Origin of the sequence: Halolamina sp. C58, from assembly GCF_051195095.1 — an archaeon.
GTDB lineage: Archaea > Halobacteriota > Halobacteria > Halobacteriales > Haloferacaceae > Halolamina.
Genome location: NZ_JBNTJY010000001.1, coordinates 606,603 through 629,727, shown reverse-complemented (window position 1 = coordinate 629,727; position 23,125 = coordinate 606,603). Strand labels below are relative to the sequence as shown.

Below are 23,125 nucleotides of genomic sequence, written 5' to 3'. Positions count from 1 at the left end.
ATGAGCGATTCTCCCGACGACGGCACCGCCGAGGACTCCCCGTCGGCGAACACGGCGGAGTCGTCGCCCCCCGACGGCCCCACGCCCGACTCGGCCGAAGACGACCAGCCCGGCGTCGCCGCCGAGGCGGGGCTCGACGAGTCGGTCGTCGGCGTCCCCCGGGAACTGGCGTCGACGGTCCGCCTGCAGTGGATCGTCGGCTCGACGATCGGCGCGCTCGTCGCCGGCGCCGTGCTCGGCGCGATCGCCTACGTCGTCGGCACGCGGACCGAACTGCTCGCGGCGGGGGTCGAGCCAGCCGCCCGGATCGGCGTCGCCGCCTTCGCGCTGTTCGCGCTGTTCGGCGTCGTCCGAGCCGTCCTGCTGTACCGCTCGTGGGAGTACGTCGTCCGCGCGGACTCGCTGTTCCTGAGCCGCGGCGTGTTCACCCGCGTCCGGACGGTCGTTCCCTACGTCCGCGTCCAGCACATCGACACGACGCGGAGCCCGCTCGAACGCGTGCTCGGGCTGTCGACGCTGGTGGTGTACACCGCCGGCTCCCGCGGCGCGGACGTGACGATCCCCGGACTGACGCCCGACCGCGCGTCGACGCTGCAGGAGCGCCTCGAACGGCTCACGACCGAGTCCGAGGAGGAAGACGCGGTATGACCGACGGGGAGCCGACGGACGGAGAAACGACGGACGGCGAGACGACGGGCGAGGCCCCCCTCACCGGGCGCGTGTTCCGCCTCCACCCGCTGTCGATCCCCTACCGGATCGTCGAGAACGGCCTCGGCCTCGCGATCGCCGTGCTGTTCATCGGCCCGCCGGCGTTCGGCGCGGTCGCGGGCACCCTCGGCGTCGCCCTCGCGTTCGCGCTCGCCGCGGTGCTCGCGGTCGGCGTCGTGGTCTACGGGATCGCCTACTACCGGCGCTTCGAGTACGAGCTCACCGCCGATACGTTCGACATTCGCTCGGGCGTGTTCGCGAGACGCGAGCGGGAGATCCCGCTGGGGCGGATCCAGAACGTCGACATCAGTCAGAACGTGATCCAGCGCGTGCTGGGGATCGCCGAGCTCCGCCTCGAAACCGCCGGCGCGAGCGGGAGCGAGGCCCACCTGCAGTTCGTCGGCGAGGAGCGCGCGGGACGGCTCCAGACGGAGATCAGCCGGCTGAGCCGCGGGGGAGACGCCGACGCGGCCGACGAGGAGATCGACCGGTTCGAGACGGTGTTCGAGATCGCCGACCGCGAACTGGGCGTGCTCGCGCTGGTGTCGGCCGACGCCCAACTGCTGTCGATCCTGTTCGTCGTCGGCTCCGTGTTCATGCCCGCGATCGGGTCGATCGTCGGTGCCGAGTGGTTCTTCGGCATCGAATCCGGGCTGAGCGGGCTGATCGGCCCGCTGGCGACGCTCGCGGGGATCCTCGCGTTGGGGCTCGTTTACGGCGTCATCAACGCGACGCTGTACTACGGGTTCACGCTCCGCCGGGGCGACGAGGAGCTCCGCTACGAGCGGGGGCTGCTCCAGCGGTACAGCGGGACGATCCCGCTGGACAAGGTCCAGTCGCTCACGATCGAGGAGAACGTGCTCGCGCGGGCGCTGGGCTACGCTTCGCTGGAGATCGAGACCGCCGGCGGGAGCGGCGGTGAGGGCGGGCAGGACACCTCCCAGTCGGCGGTCCCGATCGCGCGGCGGTCGCGGGTGTTCGAGCTCGCGAACTCGATCGAGCCGGCCGGCGAACTGTCGTTCGAGCGCCCGCCCAAGCGGGCCCGCGAGCGCTACGCGGCGCGCTACGCGGGCGTGGTGCTCCTGCTGACCGGGCTGCTCTACCTGATCGAGAGCGTCCTCGCGGCGTCGTTCTTCTGGTGGGCGCCGCTGGGTCTGTTGCTGCTCGTCCCGGTCGCCGCCCACCTGAAGTGGCGGTCTCGGGGCTACTACGCCGGCGAGAACCACGTCGTCACCCGGAACGGGTTCTGGGTGCGCCGGCTGAAAGTCGTCCCGTACTACCGGGTGCAGACGGTGCTGAGCTCCGAGACGGTGTTCCAGCGCCGCCGCCGTCTCGGGACCGTGACCATCGACACCGCGGGCACTCGGAGTCTCGTCGGCGACGACGCCGCGGCCGTCGACGTGAGCAGCGAGACGACCGAGCGACTCCGCGAACACGTCGCGGACGCGCTGTACGAGTCGCTCCGTCGCCGGCGACGGGAAGCGTCGGAGCAGCCGACTGCGACGGAGTCGTCCGTCTCATCCAACGACTCCGGCTGATTCGCCGTCCGAGTCCGACCGACCCGCCACAAACTACTTCAGAAACTCCGCCGAGCGTGGCGGTATGGTCTCCAGCCTCCTCCTCCAGTCGGCCGCCGGCGGGATCGCCCTCCTGTTCGGACTGCTGGTCCTCCTCGTCACGCTCGCGATGATCGTGTGGACGTACAGCGACGCCCAGAAGAACAGCAGCCACCCGGCGTTCCTCTGGGCGATCGTCGTGTTCCTGGCGCCGCTGCTGGGGCTGGTCCTCTACCTGATCCTCGGCCGCGACAGGGTCTGAGGGCCGCGCCGGCGACCCGTTCGCGCAACGGTCGGCGCTCGCCGTCCCGGATCGAACGAAGCGGTCGGCGATCGGGCTCGCGGGAACCGTGCTTTTCAGGTACGCCCGACCCGACCGACACGCTATGCACACTCCGGAATCGGTCCCCGCGGAGGGACGACCGTGACGTTCGTGCTCGTCGCCGGCACGACCGAGACCGCGGCGATCGACGGCATCAGCGCGGCCGGCGAGACGCCGGCGTCGATGGCACACACCCCGGCGGCCGACGCCGAGATCGTCGAGTACGGCCGGCCGGTGTTCGCGCCGATCGTCCCCGTGAGCCCCGCGGGCTGCCCGACGCCCGGGCTCGTGACCCGGGCGGTTCGTGATCTCGTCGAGTTCGATCTCGTCGTCGCCGACGCGGGGATGGCCGGTGAGACGGCCGCGCCGACGGTCGCGTTCGGCGACGAACCCGGCGGCGATATCCGGACCACCGAGCCGGTCGCCGACGCCGGCGCGATCCGGGAGTCGGCGCGGGCGTTCGCCGCTGCCCACCCCGACGACGAGCTCGTGATCGGGGAGACGATCCCCGGCGGGACGACGACCGCGATGGGCGTCCTCCGGGCGCTGGGGGAGTCTTACGGCGTCTCCTCGTCGCTGCCCGCGAACCCCCTCGATCTCAAACGCGAGGTCGTTTCGGACGCGCTCGCCGCCAGCGACCTCGCCGCGGGCGATCTCGACGGGCAGCCGACCGAGGCGATCCGGCGGGCGGGCGACCCGACGCTCGCGGCCAGCCTCGGCCTGCTGGAGGGCGGGCTCGAGCGCGGCGCGTCGGTGACGCTGGCCGGCGGGAGCCAGATGCTCGCCGTCGCCGCGCTCGCCCGCCACGCCGGCGTGAGCGAGCCGTTCGAGATCGCAACCACCTCCTTCGTCGCCGCCGACGACGGCGTCGCGATCCGCGCGGCCGCCGACGCGCTCGACGTGTCGCTCCACGTGACCGACCCCGAGTTCGAGCCCGGCGAGCACGTCGCGACGGACCACTACCTCGACGGCGTCGCGAAGGAGGGAGTCGGGATGGGCGGCGCGCTCTACCTCGCGGAATCGGCGGGAGTCCAGATGCACGCGGTCAAGGAACGGCTGTTCGACCGCTACGGCGCGCTCGTGGGGGACGATGGCGTTTGAGTCGACCGTCCGCGAGGGCGTCCTCCGGGTCGAGGCTGCGGGCGCGCGCTGGCTGTCGAGCGACCCGGACGGAGGGTTCCGCGACGCGGACGCGGCGTACAACGTCTCCGTGCCGACGGGCTGGGACCGGACCGACCTCGACGCATACGCCGCCGAACGCCGGGACCGTGCGGGGTTCGGAACGCCCGGTCCGACGCTGTTCACCGGCGTCGAGATGCAGCACCTCTGTGGCGCCCGGGCCGGCTCGGTCGTCGCGTACGCCACGGCGGGGATCTCCAACCCCGCGGCGCTCCCGATGGCGCCGGACGGGAGAGACGATCGGACAGGAGAGAGCGAGGAGACGGTCGAATCCGACGACGAAGACGACAGGCCGGCCGGGACGGTGAACCTCCTCGTCGGAACGACTCGGGCGCTCGACGACGGCACGCTCGCGAGCCTCTACGGCGTCGTCGTCGAGGCCAAGGCGGCGACGCTGCTCGCCGAGACGGGCTTTCCGGGCACGACGACCGACGCCGCGGTCGTCGGGACGCTCCCGGCGGGCGAGCCGGCGGCGTTCGCGGGCAGCGGGACCGACGTAGGGGACGCGGCCCGTGCCTGCGTCCGGGAGGCGCTGCGGGGGAGCCTGCGATCGCGGTACGCCGAGCAGTCGCTCCCGGCCTCCGTCGACGACGCCGAGCACGGCACGGCCACGACTCGGCGCGCGACCACGTTCGACCCGTGAGCCACAACGCTTAGCGCCCGCCCGCCCAACCCACGAGCATGCACGACGACCGCCCCGGATCGACGCCCGACGCCGAGCCGATCGAGCCCGCCGCGCCCGAGGAGTTCGGGCTCACGCAGGTGTGGTGGGGCGACGGGAAGGGGAAGACGACCGCGGCGCTGGGGATGGGGTTCCGGGCCGCGGGCCACGGCTACCGGGTCCACCTGCTGCAGTTCATGAAGGGCGGCGCCGCGAGCGTCGACCCCGTTCGCGGCGAGTACAACGCGATCGCGGCGATGCCGGGGTTCAGCTACGAGACTACCGGGGAGTTCGGTTGGCACGGGTTCCACGACGGGAGCGAGGACGAGGAGCACGCCGCCCGGGCCCGCGCCGCGCTCGCCCGGGCGGGAGAGCTCGTCGACGCCGCGGCCGACGCTGCACTCGACGAGCCGCTCCCCCTCGACGGCGACCCGGAAGACGGCGTCCACATGCTGCTTCTCGACGAGGTGCTCTATGCTGCCAACCGCGGGCTGGTCGACCCCGAGGACGTGGTCGACCTCGTCGAGCGCAGCCCCGAGGACCTCGAACTGGTACTGACCGGCGGCCATGACGAGCCGACGTATCTCGCGGACGCCGCCGACCTCGTGAGCCGCGTGTCGAAGGAGAAACACCCGATCGACGCCGGCCAGCGCGCCCGGCGGGGGACCGAGTACTGATGGGCGAACGCGACGACCCCGCAGCGCCGACGCTGCTGGTCGCCGGAACCGCGAGCCACGTCGGGAAGTCGACGGTCGCGGCGGGGCTCTGCCGGCAGCTCGCCGATCGCGGGCTCTCCGTCGCCCCCTACAAGGCCCAGAACATGAGCAACAACGCCCGTGCGGTGCCGTCGGCGACCGGCGAGGGCTGGGGCGAGATCGGCGTCTCGCAGTACGTGCAGGCCCGCGCGGCCCGGACGCCGGCGACGACCGACTGCAACCCCGTGCTGCTCAAACCCCGCGGCGCCGGCGAGAGCCAGCTCGTCCTCGACGGCGAGGCGGTCGACCACTACGCCGTCGGCGAGTACTACGACGAGCACTGGGCGGCGGCCCGGGCGGCCGCCGTTGACGCCCACCGACGCCTCGCGGCCGAGCACGACCTGATCGTCGCGGAGGGCGCCGGCGCGGCGGCCGAGCCGAACCTCGCCCACCGCGACCTCGCGAACGTCGAGACCGCCCGCTTCGCGGACGCCGAGATCGTGCTCGTCGCCGACGTCGAGCGCGGCGGGATGTTCGCGAGCGTCGTCGGCACGCTCGACCTCCTCCCCGACGACCTCCGCGAGCGCGTCGCCGGGGTCGTCGTCACGAAGTTCCGCGGCGACCCCGACCTGCTCGCGGACGGGATCGACTGGCTGGAGGATCGAACGGGCGTTCCCGTGCTCGGCGTGCTCCCCTACGACGATCCGGGGCTGCCCGAGGAGGACAGCGTCGCGCTCCCGGACGCCGACGAGCGCCGCGTGCTCGGTGCCGACGACGGCGTGGCCCCGGAGCGATCGGTCACCGTCGCGGTCCCCCGGCTCCCCCGGGTGTCGAACGCGACGGACGTGGAGCCGCTGGCGCGCGTGCCGGGCGTCAGGGTCGCGTGGGTCCCGCTCGAAGCAGGCCTCGACGACGCCGACGCGGTCGTGCTCCCCGGAACGAAGAACACCGTCGACGATCTGCTGGCCTGCCGCGAGGCGGGGCTGCCCGACGCGCTGGCGGCGTTCGACGGCCCAGTCGTCGGGCTCTGCGGCGGCTACCAGCTGCTCGGGCAGCGCCTCCTCGGCGCCGACGTGGAGGGGACCGGCGACGCCGAGGCCGTCGAGGGGGTGGGGCTGCTGCCCGTCCGGACCACCTTCTCGGAAGCGAAACGCGTCGAAGCCGTCGAGCGCGAACTCTCGACGGCGGAAGCCGCCGACCACCCGCTCGCGGGCGCGGCGGGCACGGTCGCCGGCTACGAGATCCACATGGGCGATAGCCGACTCGCCGACGGCGTCGATCCTGCGTCCGTCATCCGCCCGCTCGGGCCCGAGAGCGTCGCCGTCGACGGCGTGCTCGGTACGTACCTCCACGGGCTGTTCGAGAACCGCGTTGCCCGCGAGGCGTTCGTCGCCCGGACGTTCGCGGCGGCCGGGGTCGAACGCCCGAGCGACGCCGCCGGGGAACACGACCCCTACGAGGCCGCGGCGGCGCTGGTCGCCGACAACCTCGATCTCTCGCCGCTCGACCTGCCCGGCTGTGAGGTGGTTCCGGAATGAGTCTGCTCGTACCGGCAGGTCTCTTCGCCGCCGTCGCGGTCGTGGCCGCGGGCGTCGCGGACGCGCTCGTGGGCGAACCGCCGACGCGCCTCCACCCCGTCGCGTGGTTCGGCCGCGCGGTCGGCGCGGTCGATCGGGCGTGGCGCCGGCCCCGGCTCGTCGGACTGCTCGCGGTGATCGCGCTGCCGCTGGGTGCTGCGGGAATGGTCGGCGCCGCGGTCACGCTCGGTTGGCTACTCCACCCGGCGGCGGCCGCGCTAGTCGCCGCGGCAACGCTGTTCGTCAGCCTCAGCCGCCGGATGCTCCGCGAGGAGGCGGTCGCCGTCGTCGACGCGAGCGACGACGACCTCGCGGCGGCCCGCGAGCGCCTGCCCGCGCTGGTGGGCCGGGACCCGAGCGCGCTCGACGCCGGCGAGGCCCGCAGCGCGGCCGTCGAGAGCGCCGCCGAGAACCTCGCCGACGGGCTGGTCGCGCCGCTGCTGGCGTTCGCCGTCGGCGCCGCCGTCTCGCTGCCGGCGGCCGCCGCGCTGGCGGCGTGGGTCAAGGGCGTCAACACGATGGACTCGATGCTCGGCTACCGCGACGAGCCGACGGGCTGGGCGCCCGCACGGCTCGACGACGCCGTGATGTTCGTCCCGGCGCGGCTCTCGGCGGCGCTGCTCGCGGTCGCCGCGGGTCGGCCGGGGGCGCTCCTCGCCGCGAGACGCGACGCTCGGTCGCCGCCGTCGCCGAACTCCGGCTGGCCGATGGCGGCCGCCGCGGCGGCGCTCGACTGCCGACTCCACAAGCCCGGGGGGTACGATCTCTTCCCCGACCGCTCGCTCCCGGATACGGAAACGGCGACCGACGGCGTCGCCCTCGTCGACCGGGCCGGCGGACTGGCGTTCCTGCTGGCGGCCGGCTGGTGTGGCCTCCTCGCCGGTCGGCTGGGAGGTGGCGCGTGGCTCTGAGCGCGCTCCGGGGGGCGGTCGGCTTCCTGACCCGGCTCCCCGTCGGCGGCGACGCGACGGACTGGCGGGCAGTCACGGAATCGCCGTGGGCGTTCCCGGTGGTCGGCGTCGGAACGGGACTGCTCCTCGCGGCTCCCGTGGTCGCGCTGGGCGGGCGGTCACTGCCGCTGCTCGCTGCCGTCGGCTACCTCGGCCTCTGGGTCGGGCTGTCGGGGATCACCCACCTCGACGGCGTCGCCGACCTCGGCGACGCGGCGGTCGTCCACGGCGACGCCGAGGCGCGCGTCGCCGTCCTGAAAGACAGCGAGGTCGGCGTCGGCGCCGTCGTCGCGCTGCTGCTCGCGACGCTGGGCACCGCGCTGGCGGTCGCCTCGCTCGCCGGCGGTTCTCGCCCGCTCGTCGCCGCGGTGATCGTCGGTGCGGAGGTCGGAGCGAAAGCGGCGATGGCGGCGCTGGCCTGCCTCGCGACGGCGCGCCACGAGGGGCTCGGCGCGCAGTTCACCGAGCCGAACGGGCCGCGTGACCTCCTCCCGGTCGCGCTGGTGCTGGTGGCGGCTGCGGGTGGGGTGTGGTTCCTCGTCCCGGCGGCGCTGCCGGGCGCGACGCTCACGTGTGCGGCCGCGCTCGGCGGCAGCTGGCTGCTCGCCCGCTGGGCCAACGGACTACTCGACGGCGTCAACGGCGACGTGTTCGGCGCCGTCGACGTGGCCGCCCGGCTGGCGGGGCTGGTCGCCGGCGCACTCCTCGTCGGAGGTGGGCTGCCGTGAACGCGATCGTGCTCTGTGGCGGGCACGGCAGCCGCCTCGACGGCGACCACGAGAAGCCGCTCCGCCGGGTCGGCGGCGTACCGATGGTCGAGCGCGTCCACGAGGGGCTCCGGGCAGCCGACTCTGTGGAAACCGTTCACGCCGCGGTCTCCCCGAACGCGCCCGAGACGGCCGACTGGGCTCGATCGGCCGAGGGGATCGACGTGATCGAGACACCGGGCGAAGGGTACGTCGCGGATCTCGGCGTCGCGCTGGACGCCGCCGGGACGCCCGCCGTCACCGTCGCCGCGGATCTCCCGCTGCTCGCGGGTGAGCACGTCGACCGCGCCGTTCGGGCGAGCCGGCAGACCGATACCGCCGGCGACGGAACGGCGTCCGTGAGCGTGCTCACTCCCGCGCGGCTCAAGCGCCGGCTCGGCGTCAGCGCCGACGAGTCGGCCGACGACGGCTGGCTCCCGACCGGGCTGAACGTCGTCGGCGACGGCGAGCAGTCGATCGAGCGGCGCAGTTGGGACGCCCGGCTCGCGGTGAACGTCAACTACGAGCGCGACCTCACGGCTGCCGAGGCGTTGCTGGACGGAGGGGATCGATGAACCCCGACGACGTGCGCGAGGCCGAACGGGCGGTCCACGGCGGCAGCGACGACCCGGAACTGCTCGACTTCAGCGCCAACATCAACCCCCGGAGCCCCGAGGGGACGCGTTCGGCGTACGAGGCCGCCTTCGGGGAGTCGCGGCGCTATCCGGACGACGGCTACCCGGCGTTCCGGGAGGCGGCCGCGTCGGCGGTCGGCTGCCGGCCCGAGCAGGTCGTCCCGACGCCGGGCGGGCTGGCGGCGATCCGGCTCGCGATCGCGACCCGGGTCGAGCCCGGCGACGACGTGTTGCTCCCGGCGCCCTCCTTTGCGGAGTACGCCCGGGAAGTGACGCTGCAGGGTGGGAACGCGGACTTTGTCTCCCCGTCGGCGATCGTCGACGAGGACCCCTCGGCGTACGAGATGGCCGTGGTCTGCCAGCCCAACAACCCCACCGGTGAGGCGGTCCCGCCGGCGCGGCTCCGGGCGTTCGCGGACCGGTGTCGCGACGCCGGCACCGAACTGCTCGTCGACGAGGCGTTCCTCGACTACACCGACCTCGACTCGCTGGCCGGCGAGCCCGGGGTCGTCGTCGCGCGCTCGCTGACGAAAATGTACGGGCTCCCGGGGATCCGGGCGGGGTTCGCCGTCGCGACCGGCGACCGGCTGGCCGACATCCGGACCGCGCGGCGGCCGTGGGCGCTGTCGACGCCGGCGGCCGCGGTCGGGGCGCACTGCCTCGCCGACGAGGCGTTCGTCGCGGCAACGCGCGAGCGCGTCGCCGACGAGCGCGAGCGACTGCGGGCGGCGATCGCCGAACGGTTCGACGTTCGGGAGTCGGTCGCGCCGTTCCTGCTGTTCGACGCGGGCGAGGTGGGCGTCGACGCGCTGCTCGCGCAAGCTCGCGAGCGCGGGGTCGTGCTCCGGGACGCCCGGAGCTTCCGCGGGCTGGACAGCCACGTCCGCGTCGCGGTGAAGGACCGAGCAGCGAACGATCGGCTGCTGTGGGCGCTCGGGCTGGCGCCGGAGCCGGAGTCGTAGCTCGGACGCTCTCGGGTCGCGTGCGAGGCGTCGCGACGACGCCTCGGGACGGTTTCAGGGTTCGAGGTGAGCGAGCAGGGCGTCGGTCACGCGATCGGGCCGCTCGTGGGGGAGCCAGTGGGTCGGGCCGGGGAACCGCTCAAGCTGGCAGCCTGCTGTGTGGGTAATTACCAACGATGGATGGGGTTGCTTACATCTTCGACAGCATGGCCGCCGAGGCACAACGGGGCAGTTCGAACACGGAGCACCAACGAGCCCGTCTCGAGGAGCGAAACCGCGGCGGCGGGGAGTGGGGCGTGCTTTCTCCAGTATCGTGTTCGACCGTTGACGGCTGTCTGCGGGCCTGAGCGTGCCAGAACCGACATCGCTTTCGGTATTCGTTGTTCAACCCTGGTCACGAATGGGCACACGTGACACGTGGGTATCGAGCCTCGGGTTCGTCCTCGCGTCGGTGGGGAGCGCCGCGGGGCTGGGCAACGTTTGGCGGTTCCCGTGGTTGACGGCCGAGAACGGCGGGAGCGCCTTTCTGGTAGTGTATCTGCTCGTCGTCGTCGGCGTCGGCGTCCCGGGGCTGCTCGCGGAGTTCGTCCTCGGTCGCCGGGGGCGACAGACGCCGATCGGGGCGTTCCGCTCGCTGATCGACTCCAAGTGGGGGACTGCGCTCGGGACGTTCAACGTCGTCACGACGCTGGTGATCCTCTCGTTCTACTCGGTCGTCGGCGGGTGGATCCTCCGGTACACGCTGGCGTCGCCGACGGGGGCGTACTTCGCACAGCCACAGCAGTACTTCGGCGCGATGGGGTTCGGGCCGGCGTCGGTGGGGTTCCACCTCGCCTTCCTCGCGATCGTGGCCGGGATCGTGTTCTTCGGCGTGGGCCGCGGCATCGAGCGCGTCTCGAAGGTGATGCTGCCCGCGATCGCGGTGCTGCTGGTCGGGCTGGCGGCGTGGACGGCCACCCAGCCCGGCACCGCGGCAGGGTACGAGTACTACCTGCGCTTCGACGCCGGCTACCTCGTGGCGAACCTCCCGTCGGTGCTCGGCCCCGCGGCCGGGCAGGCGCTGTTCACGCTCTCGCTGGGCGCCGGGACGATGCTCACCTACGCCTCCTACATCGACGACGACACGTCGCTGCCGCAGGACACGCTCGTGATCGCGGTGTCGAACACGCTCGTCGGCGTGCTCGCGGGGCTGGTCGTGATCCCGCTGCTGTTCTCACAGGGCGTCGACCCCGGCGGCGGCGGCCCGGGCGCGCTGTTCGTCGCGCTGGCCGGCGCGTTCGGGTCGCTGCCGGGCGGCCCCGTCGTCGCGACGGCCTTCTTCGGGACGGTGCTGTTGGCGGCGGTGACCAGCGGGATCAGCCTGCTCGAAGTGCCGGTCGCGACGCTGGTCGACACGTTCGACGTGCCACGGCGCCGCGCGACGCTGCTCGTGTCGCTGCTGCTCGGCGCGACGGGCGGCGGGCTGGCGCTGTCGAGCGGCGCGTTCCAGTTCGCCTCGGGCACGCTCGCGGACCTGCTGCTGTCGGTCGGGCTGCTCGGCTTCCTCGTGGTCGCCGGCTGGCTGCTCCCGACCGACTCGGTCGCCGAGTTCCGGATCGGGGCGGGTCGCTTCGCGTCGTTCTCCGACCCCTGGATCGCGGTCGTCGGCTGGGTGCTGCCCACGGTGGTCCTCTTCTCGCTGACGAGCAGCGTCGCGCCGCTGGTCGGCGTCACGCTCGGCCTCGGCGGCCGGGCGCTCGTCGCGATCGGCGTGACGGTCGCCTGTCGAGCGGTTGTCGCCGTCGTGTCCGGCGAGGGCGTCCGGCCGAGCTAGTCGGCGAGCTCGTCGAACAGCGCGGCGACGCGGCGCTCGATCTCGTCGCGTATCGCCGCCACCGCGGCCGGTGAGCGTCCGTCCGGGTCGTCGAGCCCCCAGTCGCGGCTCTCGCCGCCCCAGCCGGCGGGGCAGACGTCCGCCGCCGAACAGCCCATCGTGATCACGTAGTCGCTCGCTCGAAGCTCGTCGGCGGTGACATCGCGGGGAGTCCGGTCGGAAACGTCGATCCCGACCGCCGCCATCGCGTCGACGACTTCGGGGTGGACGTGCTCGGCGGGCCGCATTCCGCCGGTCAGCAGGTCGATTCGGTCGTCGAGGCCGCGGCGCGCCAGTTCGCGCCGGGCGAACGCGTACGCCATCTGCGAGCGCCCGGCGTTCTGGACGCAGACGAACGCGACCGTCGTCGTGTCGGCGTCCCGGGCGTCGGTGGGGTCGGCCACGATCAGTCCCCCGTGATCGGGCTGCTCACGCCGACGCTGTCGGGGAACAGCCGGTCTTTCGTCGCCAGCGCGACCCTGACCAGCGCGAGCATCACCGGCACCTCGATCAGCGGCCCGACGACGGTCGCGAGCGCGACGTTGCTGCCGACGCCGAACACCGCGACCGCGACCGCGATCGCGAGCTCGAAGTTGTTCGAGGAGGCGGTGAAGGCCACGCTGACGCTCTCCGTGTAGGAGAAACCGAGCAGCGCGCTGGCGCCGTACGCGAGCGCCCACAGCCCGACGAAGAAGAGGAGCAGCGGGACCGCGATCAGCACGATCTCGCCGGGGTTCGCGACGATGTAGTCGCCCTTCAGCGCGAACATCACGACCACGGTAAACAGCAGCCCGAGCAGGCCGAACGGGCTGATCCGCGGGATCAGTCGGTCGTAGTACGCTTCGCGGCCGATCGTGCGGAACGCGGCTTTCTGGGTCAGGTAGCCGAGCACGAGCGGCAGGCCGAGGAACACGCCGACCATCTGGGCGATCAGCGCCATCGACACGTCGACTGCGGTGCCGCGCATGACCGTCAGGAACAGGAAGGCGTAGGGAACGAACAGCGCGATCTGGAGCAGGCTGTTGACGCCGACACAGACCGCACAGAGCTCCTGATTGCCGGCCGCGAGCTCGTTCCAGACGAGCACCATCGCGATGCAGGGCGCGATCCCGACGAGGATCAGCCCCGTGACGAACTCCGGCCGCCCGTCGAGGAAGAGCGTCGCGAGCCCGTACATGACGAACGGCGCGATCAGCCAGTTGAACGCGAGCGTGAGCCCGATCTCCGTGCGGGCGGTCCGCGTCACTCTGGGCACGCGCCCGTAGTCGATCTCGGCCATGATCGGGAAGATCATCACGAACAGCCCGAGCGCGATCGGGAGGCTGGTCCCGTGCCACGTCACCGCGTTCAGCGCGTCCACGACGCCCGGCGCGAAGCGACCGATGCCGACGCCCAGCAGCATGGCGAGGCCGATCCAGACCGTGAGGTAGCGGTCCAGAACGCCCAGCGAGTCGCTCACGCGGCCTCCCCGTCGGCGACGGCGAGCAGGTCGTCCGCGAGGTCGGTGCTATCGTAGTAGCGCCAGTTCCCCGCCTTCCGCCGGGTCGCGAGCCCGGCGTCCACGAGATCCGCGAGCGCGTGGCTCACCGCGCTCTCGCTCACGTCGACCACGGGCTCCAGCTCACAGACACAGAGCTCGCCGTCGGCCGCCGAGAGGATGCGGGTCAGCCGGTGGCGCGTCTCGTTCCCGAGCGCGGCGAACGCGTCGCGGTCGCCGTCGCTCGCCGACGCCGCGAGATCGTCGAGCTCGGTGAGGCGCTCCCGCACGTCGGCGTCGCAGCACTCCCCCAGCTCGTTTTCGAGCCGGCGTCGCAGGCGCGATTGGGTGTCGCTCACGACCGCCGATTGAGCGAGTGTTCAGATAGCTGCTTCGGTATGAACGACGGTTCAGATAGGTCGGTGTGGGCGATCCGGGATCAGCTGTTTCCGTTGCCGTTCCCGCCGCCGTTCCCACCGTTCGGGCTCGCCGACTTCGTCTCGGGCGGGCAGATCACCACGTCCTCGCCGCGGGACTCGTAGACGCCGCTGCGTTCTTGCTGTGTGAAGAAGGAGACCAACACGACCGCGTCTTGGTAGTCGTGGGAGTCCTCGTTGAAGTCGAACAGGTAGATGGCCTGATTGTCGTCGAGGCTGATGTTGCCGTCCGCGAGGTAGGGGTCGACGTACGCCGCGGCGGACTGCTGGTCGTCGGCGCTCCCGAAGTCGGGCGCCTCGTCGCCGTCGCGGTAGACGCGGACGTTCTCGGTGTTGGCCGTGCTGCTGACGCGTGTCCACTGCCAGCCCACCTGCGTACAGCCGAAGTTCCCCCAGATGCAGTCGTACTCCGGCTTCCGTCCCGCCGCGGTCACTTCGAGGCTCGTGCCGGAGTCCTGCCGGGAGACCCCGGTCGCGCCGACGACAGAGTCGCTGTCTTCCACCATCCGCCACGCGTGCTCGACGGTGTCGCCGACGCTCACGGTGACGTTGACCGGCGCGTCGGCGGTCGCCGAGGACCACCCGGTGCCGACGAACTTCACGTTCGCCGTGTACGGCGCGGTCGCCCGGACCTCGCTCCCGTCGATGACGAACTGGCCGCGCTCGATCGGCACCGTCTCCGAGGAGAGTTCGTAGCCGGTACCGTCGTCGCGGTAGGAGAGCGACACCGACGCCCGATCGGCGTCGCCGGCACAGAGCAGCGACTCGTTCAGGTCGAGCGTGAGCCGCTCCCCGGCGCTCCACTCGCCGTCGGCCAGTGCGCCGTCGTCGCTCTCGGCCGCCGGGAGGCTGATCGTCCGATCGCCGACGGCGATCCGCGTCGTCAGCGCGGCCGCGTCGACGGGGTCGCCGCCGCGGTGGACGACCTCCAGCGTGTGCCGGGTCTCGTTGCCGCGGACCTCGACTTCGACCTCCTCGGCGGTCGACGCGAACGGTGGCGGCGCCCGCAGCGAGTCGCTGAACCCCAGCACCATCACGCCCGCGGTCGCCGCGAGCATGATCACGATCGCGAACAGCAGGACGGCGCCGATAACGGGCGAGATCGCCCTGTCCTCGGGGTCGGGAGGCATAGATCCCGCCACGGAGTCGGCCGATATAAACAGCGGTAGTAGCGAGAACCTACACGTCGGACAGGTGGAACGTCCGCCGTCTCAGACTCGTTCGAAGCGGTGCCGGACGATCTCGTCGTCGTCGTCCCACTCGAACTCGTCGTGGGACATCTCGAGGATCTGCTTGTAGTGGTCGAGGTCACGGGCGCCCTCGGCGCGGGCGTCCTCGTCGGTCAGATCGCCCAGCGTGCGCTCGGTCACGTCGACGATCTCGAACGTCGTGCCGTCGATCTCGAAGCGGTCCCCCACCTCGGCGTACGCCTGCCCGCGGTGAATCTGCGTCACGTCGCCGTCGAGCGCCTGTTCGCGCATTCGCTCGCTCGGGAGCAGCGTCTCCGCGTGTGCCTCGCTCATGGGGGTATCTGGGGTCGCACGGGGTAAATACTCCCGGGCGCCGGCACGGTGGTCGGCCGACGGGATCGACCGGAGACCGCCGCGGGCGCGGGACATATCCCCCTCCAGCGCCTCTCTCCGGTATGAGCGAAGCGTTCGAGAAGCCGCACCGACTCGACACCGGCGAGGAGCTCGACGAGCTGGTCGCCGCGCACGACGTGGTGCTCGTCGACTTCTACACCAAGGGCTGTACGCTCTGTCAGTCGATCGAGCCCGTCGTGGGCAACGTCGCCCGCGCGACCGACGCGACCGTCGCGATGCTGAACCCCCAGACCGATCTGGATCTCGTCGAGGAGTACGAGATCAAGAGCGTCCCGACGCTGCTGCTGTTCGAGAACGGGGAGGTCGTCGGCCGGATGGCCAGCGGCTTCGAGGGAACGGAGTCGATCGTCGGGTTCGTGACCGAGAACAGCAGCGCAGAGCGGCGGTGAACGACCGAATCCACCGCGGGATTCATGCCCACGGATCACGAACGTCGACCATGGACGAACCGTCGATCGCGACCGGAACCGAGGTGACCGACAGCCATTCCGACTGATCGCGCCGTCGTCGCCAAGCGCGTCGACGAAGGCGAGGCCGACCTCGAGGAGATCAGCGAGCTGACCCGCTCGGCGGGGTACGAGGTCGTCGGCGAACTCACCCAACGGCGGACACAGGACGCCGCCTACCACTTCGGCGAGGGGAAAGTCGACGAGCTCGCCGCCCTCGTTCGGGAGACCGACGCCGACACCGTCGTCGTCGACAACGAGATGGGGCCGTTCCAGACGTACAACGTCGGCGGGAAGCTGCCCGAGGGCGTCGACGTGCTCGATCGGTTCACCCTGATCCTCGAGCTGTTCGGCCAGCGTGCCCAGACGCGCAAGGCCCAGCTACAGGTCGAACTCGCGGAGCTGCGCTACGAGCTCCCGCGAGCCGAGGCCAAAGCCAGCCTCGCGAAGCGCGACGAGCGCCCCGGGTTCATGGGGCTAGGGGAGTACGACGAGTCCCGCGAACAGGACATCAAAAACCAGATCGCCCGCATCTCCGAGGAGCTCGACCGGATCGCCGAGAAGGAGGAGAAACGCCGGGCCCAGCGCCGCGATCAGGGGTTCGACCTAGTCGCGCTGGCGGGGTACACCAACGCCGGGAAGTCCACGCTGCTGCGCCGGCTCGCGAGCGAACTCGACGTGGACGAGAACGAACAGCAGCACCCGGATCTCGACTCGACCGCCGAATCGGAGGACCGGCTGTTCACTACGCTCGGCACGACCACTCGGAAGGCCGATACCGGCACGCGAGAGGTGCTGCTGACCGACACCGTCGGGTTCGTCTCGGACCTCCCGCACTGGCTGGTGGAGTCGTTCAAGTCCACGCTCGACTCGGTGTACTACGCCGACCTCGTGCTGCTGGTCGTCGACGCGTCCGAGCCGGTCGAGGAGATGCGCCAGAAGCTGGTGACATCCCACGACACGCTCTCGGACCGCAACGAGGCGCCGATCGTCACGGTGTTCAACAAGGCCGACAAGCTCTCCGAGCCGGAGATCGAGCGCCGAAAGCGCGCGCTCTCGGGGCTCGCGCCCAACCCCATCGTCGTCTCGGGGAAGACCGGCGACAACGTCGACCGCCTGCGCGAGCGCGTCGAGCGGGAACTCCCCGACTGGGAGCGGGAGCGGCTGCTGCTGCCCGTGACCGACGAGGCGATGAGCGTCGTCTCGTGGATCCACGACAACGGCAACGTCGACGAGGAGTCCTACGGCGACCAGCAGGTCGTGATCGAGTTCGAGGCGCCGCCGATGATCGTCTCGAAGGCGCGCTCGAAGGCGGCGGAGCTGGAGCCGGCGACGCCCGAGGCCTGACCGAGCCCGCGTTCATCCGTTCCGGAAACCGTTTATTGGGTGTCGCCTGCGTACACCCATGGTGGTCATTGTTCCGTTCGACGGCTCGGCGCTCTCGAAGACGGCGCTGTTACACGCCGAACGGGCGTCGGAACTGTACGACGAGAGCCCGGTCGCGGTCGCGGTCATCCCGAGACACAACACGGAGTACGCACGGGAGAACGGCTGGATCTCCGAGGAGGAGACGTTCGACGAGGAGACGGTCGTGTCACACCTCCGCGAACAGGTCGCGGCGGTCGATCCCGACATCGATTTCGAACACCTTCTCGTGGACAGGTACGCCTCGTCGGGAACGATCTCGAGTCGGATCCGTCGGTTCGCCCGGAACCGGGGCACGGTGGCGATCTTCATCGGCAGCGAGAACGCGGGCCACAGCATGATCGGCACCACGAGCGTCGGCGGCCGCGTGGCGTTCGAGGGCGCCTACGACATCGCGATCATCCGAAACGTCCACCCGGAGTTCGCGGGCGAGGAGTCGTAACGCGCGTTCGACGAGCCCCACCGCGAGTGCCACCGTCGACGCGCTACTCCGACAGCTCCCGTTTCTCCTTCGAGACGACCTCGACCCCCGAGATCTCCGTCCCCGGGTAGCCGCTCGCTTCCGCCTCGTCGGACTCCTCGACGACTTCCTTCTCGGCGGCTTTCACCATGTCCCAGACGACGTTCAGCCCGGTCGTCACACCCTGTAGCGCCTCCATCTCGCAACCGGTCTTCCCGGTCGTCTCGACCGCGACCTCGAGTTCGATCCGGTCGTCGTCGACCGCGAACTCGGTGTCGACGTTGGTGATCGGAATCTGGTGGCACATCGGGATCGTCTCCCACGTGTGCTTGACCGCCTGAATCGCGCCGATACGGGCGGTCGCGAGCACGTCCCCCTTCCCGATCTCGTCGGCGCGGACAGCGTCGACGGTCGACTCGGCGAGGCTGATCTCCCCGCGAGCGACCGCTCGCCGGCCGGTGTCGGGCTTCTCGCCCACGTCGACCATCTGCACGTCGCCGTCGTCGGTCGTGTGGGTCAGTTCGTCGTCCGGCGTCACGCCGGCTACGTCGTCGTTCTCACTCATCGTCCCCCCCTTGGAGCGCCGTCGGGATGGTCTCTTGGAGTTCGGTCGCGCGCAGACCGTCACCCCGGTCGAGCATCTCTGCGGCGCGGCCGTTGACGTAGCTGCCGACGCAGGCCGCCTCGAACGGCTCCGCGCGGGCGAGCAGCGCGGCGACGACGCCCGCGAGCGTGTCGCCGGTGCCGCCGACGGTCATCCCCGGCGTCCCGGCCCGACAGCGCCGCACCGACTCGCCGTCGGTGATCACGTCGACGGCGCCCTTCGCGAGGATCGTGTGGCCGAGGTCGACCGCGAGCGCTCGGATCTCGTCGGCGTGCGCCACGAGGTCGTCCGCGTCGGGGCCGCCCAGCTCCGCCAACTCGGAGCGGTTCGGCGTGAGCACCAGATCCGCGTCGGTGTCGACCTCCGGCACGAGCGGGAGCGCGTCGGCGTCGACGACGGCGGTGCCCGAGAACTCGGCGAGGAACTGCCGGGCGGCCTCTTCGGTTTCCGGATGGCGGCCGAGCCCCGGACCGAGGATCACCGTGTCGTCGTGGCGCTCGGCCGTGTCGACGAGGTCCGGGACGTGCTCGGGCGTGAGGTGGTCCGTGGGCTCGGAGTCGTCGCCGTAGGACTGGACGATCAGGTCCTCGGAGTAGCCCGCGATCGGCTCGAACACCGACGCGGGGCAGGCGACGAACGCGAGATCCGCGCCGGCCGACAGCGACGCGCCGGCGGCGAGGGCGGGTGCGCCGGTGTAGGGGCCCCCGCCGATCACGAACGTCCGGCCCGAGTCGCCTTTCCGGCTGCCGCCCGCGCCGAGCACCGCCACGTCGCCCGGGCCGACCAGTTCCTCGGCGGCCGCGGGGATGCCGATGTCCGCGACGGTCACGTCGGCGTGCTCGGCGAGCCCGGGCTTCAGGTCGTGGAACGTGACGACGTGCTCGGCCTCGACCACCCCGCCCGGCGTCGCGCCCGTGTCCGCGTCGACGCCCGAGGGCACGTCCACCGCGAGCACGGGCGCCGCGCTGTCGTTGATCGCGCGGGCCGCGCTGGCTGTCGGCTCCCGGAGCGCGCCGGTGATTCCGGTCCCGAGCATCGCGTCGACGATCAGGTCGGGGTCGTCGAGGTCGAACGCGCGGGAGTCGGTCACGCTCTCGGCGTCGATCCCGGCGGCCTCCAGCGCCGCCCAGTTCGCCCGGGCGATCTCGGTGGTGATGCTCTCGGGGCGACCCAGCAGCTTCACCGTCACCTCGCGATCGTCGAGGAAGCGCGCCGCGACGAGCCCGTCGCCGCCGTTGTTCCCCCGGCCACAGACCAGCGTCACCGCGTCGCCGGGGGTCGTCAGCTCCCGGACCCGGCGGGCGACGGCGTTGCCCGAGGACTCCATCAGCGCCCGGAGCGGCACGCCCAGCGCCGCGGCGTTGCGGTCGACCGCGGCCATGCGTCTGCTCGTGATCATGCCGAGGGGTTCGGTGTGGCCCGGATTAAGGGTGGTGGGCCGCCGGAACGCATACCCGCACGGCCGTTCGAGCCCATCCGTGCAGCAGTACCCGCCAATCCCCGCCGTCGGCGACGAGGCAGCGCCCGAGTTCGCGGGCCACCTCTGGCTGCTGGAGGCGGTCGAGGGGTCGATCCTGCGGTTCCAACTCCGGGAGTCGGGCGCGATCCGTTTCGGCGGGCAGCAGCGCGTCTACCGCGCCGACGACGCGGTCCCCCGCCCGTGCCGTCGCGCGATCCGACACGTCCGGGAGCGGCTCGACCGCGCGGCGCTCCGGCGCGCCGTCGACGACGTGGGCAGCCACACGTTCGTCGGCTGGGCGACCCACCGCGAGCGGATCGATTACGACTGGGAGCGGCTGCCGCCGTTTCTCGGCGTCGACGTGTACGGCGCCGAGGACGCGTTCCGCCCGCCCGACGCGACCGAGACGATCTTCGACCGACTCGGCCTCGACCCGGCCAACGCGATCGAGCGCGAGCGCCACAGCCGCGACTTCGACCCCGGCAGCTACCGGATTCCCGAGTCCGCGTGGTACGACGGCCCCGCCGCGGGCGTCGTGATTCGTGACAAGCGCGCCGGGCGTGCACAGCTCGAAAATTCCGAAATTCTCACACAGTCCAAGAGTTCGATAGCGTCCGAGAACGCCGACTCGCTGGCGGCCGCGGTGGCCACGGATCGACGGTTCGAGCGCGTCGCGACGCGACTCCGCGAACGCGGGCAGGCGCCGACCGTCGACGAACTCCGCGATCGCGTGCTGGAGGACGTGTACCGCGAGGAACACGGTCGGCTGTTCGGCGGCGACCGAGCGATCGACGAGTCGGCGTTCCGAACGGCCGTCGCGAGGCGCGCCCAGCGGTTCCTGGGCGGGTAGCGCTCACTCGCCGTCCCACGCGGGGGCAGTCGGCCCGGTCGCGGTCACGAGCCGCTCGATCTCTTCGGCCGAGAGCGCGACATCGTAGAGGCGTGCGTCGTACAGCCGGCCGTCGTACGTCGGGTCGTGGACGCCGGTGTCCCTGCCGCGGTAGTGGTAGCCCAGCGCCGCCCCGATCTCGTCGACGGTGAGCGGGTAGTCGTCCTCGGTCTCGTCGACGAGCTCGCCGTCGAGGTACAGTCGGGCGTGGGACTCGTCGTACGTGTACGCGACGTGCTGCCAGCGTTCCGCGTCGATGCGGTCGACGGGGATCGCGGTGTCGGCGCGCCTCTCCTCGCAGTCGGGGTCGTACACCATCCCGTGGAGCTCCCCGCGTCGGAGAGTGATCGTGACGTAGTCCCACTTGAGGAGGATCTGCCAGCCGCCGTCGGGGTCGTTCGGCTGCATCCAGAACGCCACCGTACACGCCCCCTCCGCGCCGAACGCCGGGGTTCGGAGCTTCCCGCCGTCGACGGCGTAGCCGCCACAGAGGAGACCCTCGGTCCGCTCCTCGGCGTCGCCTTCGGCGACCGCCGACACGCCGCCGAACGGCGGCGTCACGTCACCGATCCCCGTGAACCCCGGGTCCGCGTCGAGCGCCCGGATGCGCGCGGATCGGTCGGTCGCGCCGTCGCGGAGCGTGTCGACCCGCTCGTCGGCCCACGCCGCCCCGGGTCCGCGGCTCCGGAGCACGCCGTGGAGCCGGCCTTCGTCGTACGTGAGCAGGAACGCCTCGCAGTCGTCGCCGGCGCGGCAGACCACGAGGCCGTACTCCGGCACCGGGCCGACCGCGACGCGGCCGGTCCCCGCGAGCACGACCCCGCGGAGCCACCCCGGGAACGTCGACGCCAGCGTCTCGAACAGCGACTCCGAGAACACCAGATCGAGGTCGGCGTCGGCGTTCGCCCGCGCGTACAGCGTCTCCAGCTGCTCCGGGCGGGCGATCCGGGGGAACACCCCCCGGAGCTCGTCCGCGTTCCGGATCGCCGAGCCGAGCTCCGCGAGCAGTCGGACGGCGTCGTCGTCGGCGGCCAGCGACACGTCCGCGTCCCGGAGGAACGCCACGTCGATCTCGGACTCCTTCCACAGCGGCGTCAGCGCGGGCGCCGCCGTCGCGATGGCGTCGGCGTCGCGGTCGTACGCCCGGGACTGCTCGAGCGCCAGCACGCCCGCGAGCGTGGTCTCGTACCCGCCGTCGACTGCCCGCACCAGCCCGCAGTCGAGCAGTTCCTCGGTCGCGCGGTCGATCGTCGACCGCGAGGCGGCGACGCGATCCAGCAGGTCGCGCTTGTCGAGCGGGCCGTCCCGCAAGTAGTCGAGTATCGTCGCCCGGCGCCGCGCAGTGTCGAGGATGGTCGTCATGTGAGAACCGAACGACCGCAAGCGGGAGCCGGAGGCGTATAAGCGCGTTGACGTTCGCCCACGAGGTGACGAACTCCGTCGCCCCGTGAACTATCCCGCCGGAAGCGCCGATGGTCGACCGAGGCCACGGCCGGAGTCGCTCCACTGGCGGACCCGATGGACCAGTCACACAGCGTGACACGGAGCGGTCCGCGTCCGTGGCCGATTTGGTTCCTGATCTCGTCGGAACCCCCAACCAGCGCGCCGCTCAGACTTCGATGACGGGGTTCACCAGCTCCCCGATCCCCTCGATGTCGATGCGGACCGTGTCGCCGGGACTGAGCGTGAACTCCCCCTCGGGAACCAGCGAGGTGCCGGTGAGCAGCACGCCCAGCTCCGGCACCGCGTCGTGAGCGCGCCACCAGTCGGCGAGCTCCTCGCAGGTGCGGGCCATCTCCGCGGTCGAGGTGGCGTCGTCGTACACGGTTTCGCCGTCGCGTTCGATGCGCATCGACATCCCGAGGTCGTGGGGGTCCGGAACGCTGCCCGCGCCGACGACGCAGGGGCCGATCGAGCAGCAGCGATCGTACACTTTCGCCTGCGGGAGGTAGAGTGGGTTCTCGCCCTCGATATCCCGGCTGCTCACGTCGTTGCCGACCGTGTAGCCGACGATCTCGCCGTCGTACAGCACGAGCCCCAGTTCGGGCTCGGGGACGTTCCAGTCGGAGTCGCCGCGGACGCCGATCGCGCCGCCGGGGCCGACCGTCCGGCTCGGCGTCGCCTTGAAGAAGATCTCCGGGCGCTCGGCGTCGTACACGTCGAGGTACACGTCGGCCATCCCGCTCTCCTCCTCGCGGGCCTGTTCGCTGATCTCGTAGGTGACGCCGGCGGCCCACACCTCCTCGGGCGCGACGGGACGTTCGAGTTCGACGACGGAGAACTCGACGACCGGCGCGTTGGCGAACAGGTCGGCGGCCAGCGCGTCGACGCCGCTGTTCGCCACGTCGGCGGCCGCGGCGAGGTCGCGGAACGACCCCAGCCGGGGTTTGATCGCCGTCAGGTCGCGGGCTTCGCCGTCGGCGACGGCGAGCAGGTGGGCGTCGCCGTCGCGCTCGTGGCGGTAGTAGCGCATGCGGGGAC

25 protein-coding genes are annotated in these 23,125 nt (G+C 71.8%); 16 read left to right on the top strand and 9 right to left on the bottom strand.

Features of this window, described 5'->3' with window-relative positions:
- From ACQUSM_RS03300 to ACQUSM_RS03245, 12 genes are all read left to right on the top strand, one after another.
- Entirely contained in the window at positions 1 to 648 is a 648-nt protein-coding gene (locus ACQUSM_RS03300; RefSeq protein WP_435115700.1) for a PH domain-containing protein, read from the top strand.
- Positions 645 to 2,246, top strand: coding sequence for a PH domain-containing protein (locus ACQUSM_RS03295; RefSeq protein ID WP_435115698.1), 1,602 nt, complete (start codon positions 645 to 647; stop codon positions 2,244 to 2,246). Before ACQUSM_RS03300 ends, ACQUSM_RS03295 begins: the two co-directional genes overlap by 4 nt.
- 64 nt (positions 2,247 to 2,310) lie before the next feature.
- The gene (locus ACQUSM_RS03290; protein WP_435115696.1) at positions 2,311 to 2,526 is read left to right on the top strand and encodes a PLDc N-terminal domain-containing protein; all 216 of its coding nucleotides are present in this window, start codon (positions 2,311 to 2,313) and stop codon (positions 2,524 to 2,526) included.
- Positions 2,527 to 2,688: 162 nt separating this feature from the next.
- Positions 2,689 to 3,687, top strand: a complete 999-nt coding sequence (locus tag ACQUSM_RS03285) for a nicotinate-nucleotide--dimethylbenzimidazole phosphoribosyltransferase (protein WP_435115694.1) — start codon at positions 2,689 to 2,691, stop codon at positions 3,685 to 3,687.
- Positions 3,677 to 4,408 carry an adenosylcobinamide amidohydrolase gene (locus ACQUSM_RS03280; protein WP_435115692.1) on the top strand — a complete coding sequence of 244 codons (732 nt, stop codon included), beginning with the start codon at positions 3,677 to 3,679 and terminating at the stop codon, positions 4,406 to 4,408. The genes ACQUSM_RS03285 and ACQUSM_RS03280 overlap by 11 nt, the downstream gene beginning before the upstream one ends.
- Before the next feature lie 38 nt (positions 4,409 to 4,446).
- Positions 4,447 to 5,103 (top strand): cob(I)yrinic acid a,c-diamide adenosyltransferase, encoded by a 657-nt coding sequence (locus ACQUSM_RS03275; RefSeq protein WP_435115690.1) that lies wholly within the window; start codon positions 4,447 to 4,449, stop codon positions 5,101 to 5,103.
- Positions 5,103 to 6,659, top strand: a complete 1,557-nt coding sequence (locus ACQUSM_RS03270) for a cobyric acid synthase (protein ID WP_435115688.1) — start codon at positions 5,103 to 5,105, stop codon at positions 6,657 to 6,659. Before ACQUSM_RS03275 ends, ACQUSM_RS03270 begins: the two co-directional genes overlap by 1 nt.
- Positions 6,656 to 7,609 carry an adenosylcobinamide-phosphate synthase CbiB gene (cbiB, locus tag ACQUSM_RS03265; protein ID WP_435115686.1) on the top strand — a complete coding sequence of 318 codons (954 nt, stop codon included), beginning with the start codon at positions 6,656 to 6,658 and terminating at the stop codon, positions 7,607 to 7,609. The genes ACQUSM_RS03270 and cbiB overlap by 4 nt, the downstream gene beginning before the upstream one ends.
- On the top strand, positions 7,600 to 8,376 hold the full coding sequence (gene cobS / locus ACQUSM_RS03260; protein WP_435115684.1) for an adenosylcobinamide-GDP ribazoletransferase: 777 nt from the start codon (positions 7,600 to 7,602) through the stop codon (positions 8,374 to 8,376). Before cbiB ends, cobS begins: the two co-directional genes overlap by 10 nt.
- Positions 8,373 to 8,969, top strand: a complete 597-nt coding sequence (locus ACQUSM_RS03255) for an NTP transferase domain-containing protein (protein WP_435115682.1) — start codon at positions 8,373 to 8,375, stop codon at positions 8,967 to 8,969. Before cobS ends, ACQUSM_RS03255 begins: the two co-directional genes overlap by 4 nt.
- Positions 8,966 to 9,991, top strand: coding sequence for a threonine-phosphate decarboxylase CobD (gene cobD, locus ACQUSM_RS03250; RefSeq protein WP_435115680.1), 1,026 nt, complete (start codon positions 8,966 to 8,968; stop codon positions 9,989 to 9,991). Before ACQUSM_RS03255 ends, cobD begins: the two co-directional genes overlap by 4 nt.
- A gap of 400 nt (positions 9,992 to 10,391) precedes the next feature.
- Entirely contained in the window at positions 10,392 to 11,804 is a 1,413-nt protein-coding gene (locus ACQUSM_RS03245) for a sodium-dependent transporter (protein ID WP_435115677.1), read from the top strand.
- Here ACQUSM_RS03245 and ACQUSM_RS03240 read toward each other — a convergent pair.
- From ACQUSM_RS03240 to ACQUSM_RS03220, 5 genes are all read right to left on the bottom strand, one after another.
- Positions 11,801 to 12,247 (bottom strand): low molecular weight phosphatase family protein, encoded by a 447-nt coding sequence (locus ACQUSM_RS03240; protein WP_435115675.1) that lies wholly within the window; start codon positions 12,245 to 12,247, stop codon positions 11,801 to 11,803. The two genes, ACQUSM_RS03245 and ACQUSM_RS03240, sit on opposite strands and share 4 nt — an antisense overlap.
- Positions 12,248 to 12,249: 2 nt before the next feature.
- Complete coding sequence (arsB, locus tag ACQUSM_RS03235; protein WP_435115673.1) at positions 12,250 to 13,302, bottom strand: ACR3 family arsenite efflux transporter; 1,053 nt, start codon at positions 13,300 to 13,302, stop codon at positions 12,250 to 12,252.
- Entirely contained in the window at positions 13,299 to 13,679 is a 381-nt protein-coding gene (locus ACQUSM_RS03230; protein WP_435115671.1) for an ArsR/SmtB family transcription factor, read from the bottom strand. The genes arsB and ACQUSM_RS03230 overlap by 4 nt, the downstream gene beginning before the upstream one ends.
- Positions 13,680 to 13,759: 80 nt before the next feature.
- Complete coding sequence (locus ACQUSM_RS03225; RefSeq protein ID WP_435115669.1) at positions 13,760 to 14,887, bottom strand: type IV pilin; 1,128 nt, start codon at positions 14,885 to 14,887, stop codon at positions 13,760 to 13,762.
- An 81-nt stretch (positions 14,888 to 14,968) separates the two neighbouring features.
- Positions 14,969 to 15,280 (bottom strand): ASCH domain-containing protein, encoded by a 312-nt coding sequence (locus ACQUSM_RS03220; RefSeq protein ID WP_435115667.1) that lies wholly within the window; start codon positions 15,278 to 15,280, stop codon positions 14,969 to 14,971.
- Between the two features lie 122 nt (positions 15,281 to 15,402).
- On the opposite strand from ACQUSM_RS03220, the gene ACQUSM_RS03215 reads away from it, so the two are divergent.
- From ACQUSM_RS03215 to ACQUSM_RS03205, 3 genes are all read left to right on the top strand, one after another.
- Complete coding sequence (locus tag ACQUSM_RS03215) at positions 15,403 to 15,750, top strand: thioredoxin family protein (protein ID WP_435115665.1); 348 nt, start codon at positions 15,403 to 15,405, stop codon at positions 15,748 to 15,750.
- Between the two features lie 96 nt (positions 15,751 to 15,846).
- Entirely contained in the window at positions 15,847 to 17,154 is a 1,308-nt protein-coding gene (hflX, locus tag ACQUSM_RS03210) for a GTPase HflX (protein WP_435118272.1), read from the top strand.
- Between the two features lie 58 nt (positions 17,155 to 17,212).
- Positions 17,213 to 17,674, top strand: coding sequence for a universal stress protein (locus tag ACQUSM_RS03205; RefSeq protein WP_435115663.1), 462 nt, complete (start codon positions 17,213 to 17,215; stop codon positions 17,672 to 17,674).
- 43 nt (positions 17,675 to 17,717) lie between these two features.
- Here ACQUSM_RS03205 and moaC read toward each other — a convergent pair whose 3' ends face one another.
- Together moaC and ACQUSM_RS03195 are read right to left on the bottom strand one after the other, a co-directional pair.
- On the bottom strand, positions 17,718 to 18,257 hold the full coding sequence (gene moaC / locus ACQUSM_RS03200) for a cyclic pyranopterin monophosphate synthase MoaC (protein WP_435115661.1): 540 nt from the start codon (positions 18,255 to 18,257) through the stop codon (positions 17,718 to 17,720).
- Positions 18,250 to 19,695, bottom strand: a complete 1,446-nt coding sequence (locus tag ACQUSM_RS03195) for an NAD(P)H-hydrate epimerase (RefSeq protein WP_435115659.1) — start codon at positions 19,693 to 19,695, stop codon at positions 18,250 to 18,252. The genes moaC and ACQUSM_RS03195 overlap by 8 nt, the downstream gene beginning before the upstream one ends.
- A 79-nt stretch (positions 19,696 to 19,774) precedes the next feature.
- Here ACQUSM_RS03195 and ACQUSM_RS03190 point away from each other — a divergent pair, with 79 nt between their 5' ends.
- Positions 19,775 to 20,605: a hypothetical protein gene (locus ACQUSM_RS03190; RefSeq protein WP_435115657.1), complete on the top strand. Its 831-nt coding sequence runs from the start codon at positions 19,775 to 19,777 to the stop codon at positions 20,603 to 20,605.
- A gap of 3 nt (positions 20,606 to 20,608) precedes the next feature.
- Here ACQUSM_RS03190 and ACQUSM_RS03185 read toward each other — a convergent pair whose 3' ends face one another.
- A complete protein-coding gene (locus ACQUSM_RS03185; protein ID WP_435115655.1) occupies positions 20,609 to 22,006 on the bottom strand; it encodes a LamG-like jellyroll fold domain-containing protein in 1,398 nt (465 codons plus the stop codon).
- A gap of 247 nt (positions 22,007 to 22,253) precedes the next feature.
- Entirely contained in the window at positions 22,254 to 23,117 is an 864-nt protein-coding gene (locus tag ACQUSM_RS03180) for a fumarylacetoacetate hydrolase family protein (RefSeq protein ID WP_435115653.1), read from the bottom strand.
- Between the last annotated feature and the right edge of the window lie 8 nt (positions 23,118 to 23,125).

Bases quoted from the DNA above. Each gene is read 5' to 3' on its own strand.
- moaC (WP_435115661.1), bottom strand. From the start codon at position 18,257: ATGAGTGAGAACGACGACGTAGCCGGCGTGACGCCGGACGACGAACTG.
- ACQUSM_RS03220 (WP_435115667.1), bottom strand. From the start codon at position 15,280: ATGAGCGAGGCACACGCGGAGACGCTGCTCCCGAGCGAGCGAATGCGC.
- ACQUSM_RS03295 (WP_435115698.1), top strand. From the start codon at position 645: ATGACCGACGGGGAGCCGACGGACGGAGAAACGACGGACGGCGAGACG.
- cbiB (WP_435115686.1), top strand. From the start codon at position 6,656: ATGAGTCTGCTCGTACCGGCAGGTCTCTTCGCCGCCGTCGCGGTCGTG.
- ACQUSM_RS03180 (WP_435115653.1), bottom strand. From the start codon at position 23,117: ATGCGCTACTACCGCCACGAGCGCGACGGCGACGCCCACCTGCTCGCC.
- ACQUSM_RS03185 (WP_435115655.1), bottom strand. From the start codon at position 22,006: ATGACGACCATCCTCGACACTGCGCGGCGCCGGGCGACGATACTCGAC.
- ACQUSM_RS03245 (WP_435115677.1), top strand. From the start codon at position 10,392: ATGGGCACACGTGACACGTGGGTATCGAGCCTCGGGTTCGTCCTCGCG.
- ACQUSM_RS03195 (WP_435115659.1), bottom strand. From the start codon at position 19,695: ATGATCACGAGCAGACGCATGGCCGCGGTCGACCGCAACGCCGCGGCG.
- cobD (WP_435115680.1), top strand. From the start codon at position 8,966: ATGAACCCCGACGACGTGCGCGAGGCCGAACGGGCGGTCCACGGCGGC.
- ACQUSM_RS03225 (WP_435115669.1), bottom strand. From the start codon at position 14,887: ATGCCTCCCGACCCCGAGGACAGGGCGATCTCGCCCGTTATCGGCGCC.
- ACQUSM_RS03215 (WP_435115665.1), top strand. From the start codon at position 15,403: ATGAGCGAAGCGTTCGAGAAGCCGCACCGACTCGACACCGGCGAGGAG.
- ACQUSM_RS03270 (WP_435115688.1), top strand. From the start codon at position 5,103: ATGGGCGAACGCGACGACCCCGCAGCGCCGACGCTGCTGGTCGCCGGA.
- ACQUSM_RS03300 (WP_435115700.1), top strand. From the start codon at position 1: ATGAGCGATTCTCCCGACGACGGCACCGCCGAGGACTCCCCGTCGGCG.
- ACQUSM_RS03290 (WP_435115696.1), top strand. From the start codon at position 2,311: ATGGTCTCCAGCCTCCTCCTCCAGTCGGCCGCCGGCGGGATCGCCCTC.
- ACQUSM_RS03280 (WP_435115692.1), top strand. From the start codon at position 3,677: ATGGCGTTTGAGTCGACCGTCCGCGAGGGCGTCCTCCGGGTCGAGGCT.
- ACQUSM_RS03205 (WP_435115663.1), top strand. From the start codon at position 17,213: ATGGTGGTCATTGTTCCGTTCGACGGCTCGGCGCTCTCGAAGACGGCG.
- ACQUSM_RS03275 (WP_435115690.1), top strand. From the start codon at position 4,447: ATGCACGACGACCGCCCCGGATCGACGCCCGACGCCGAGCCGATCGAG.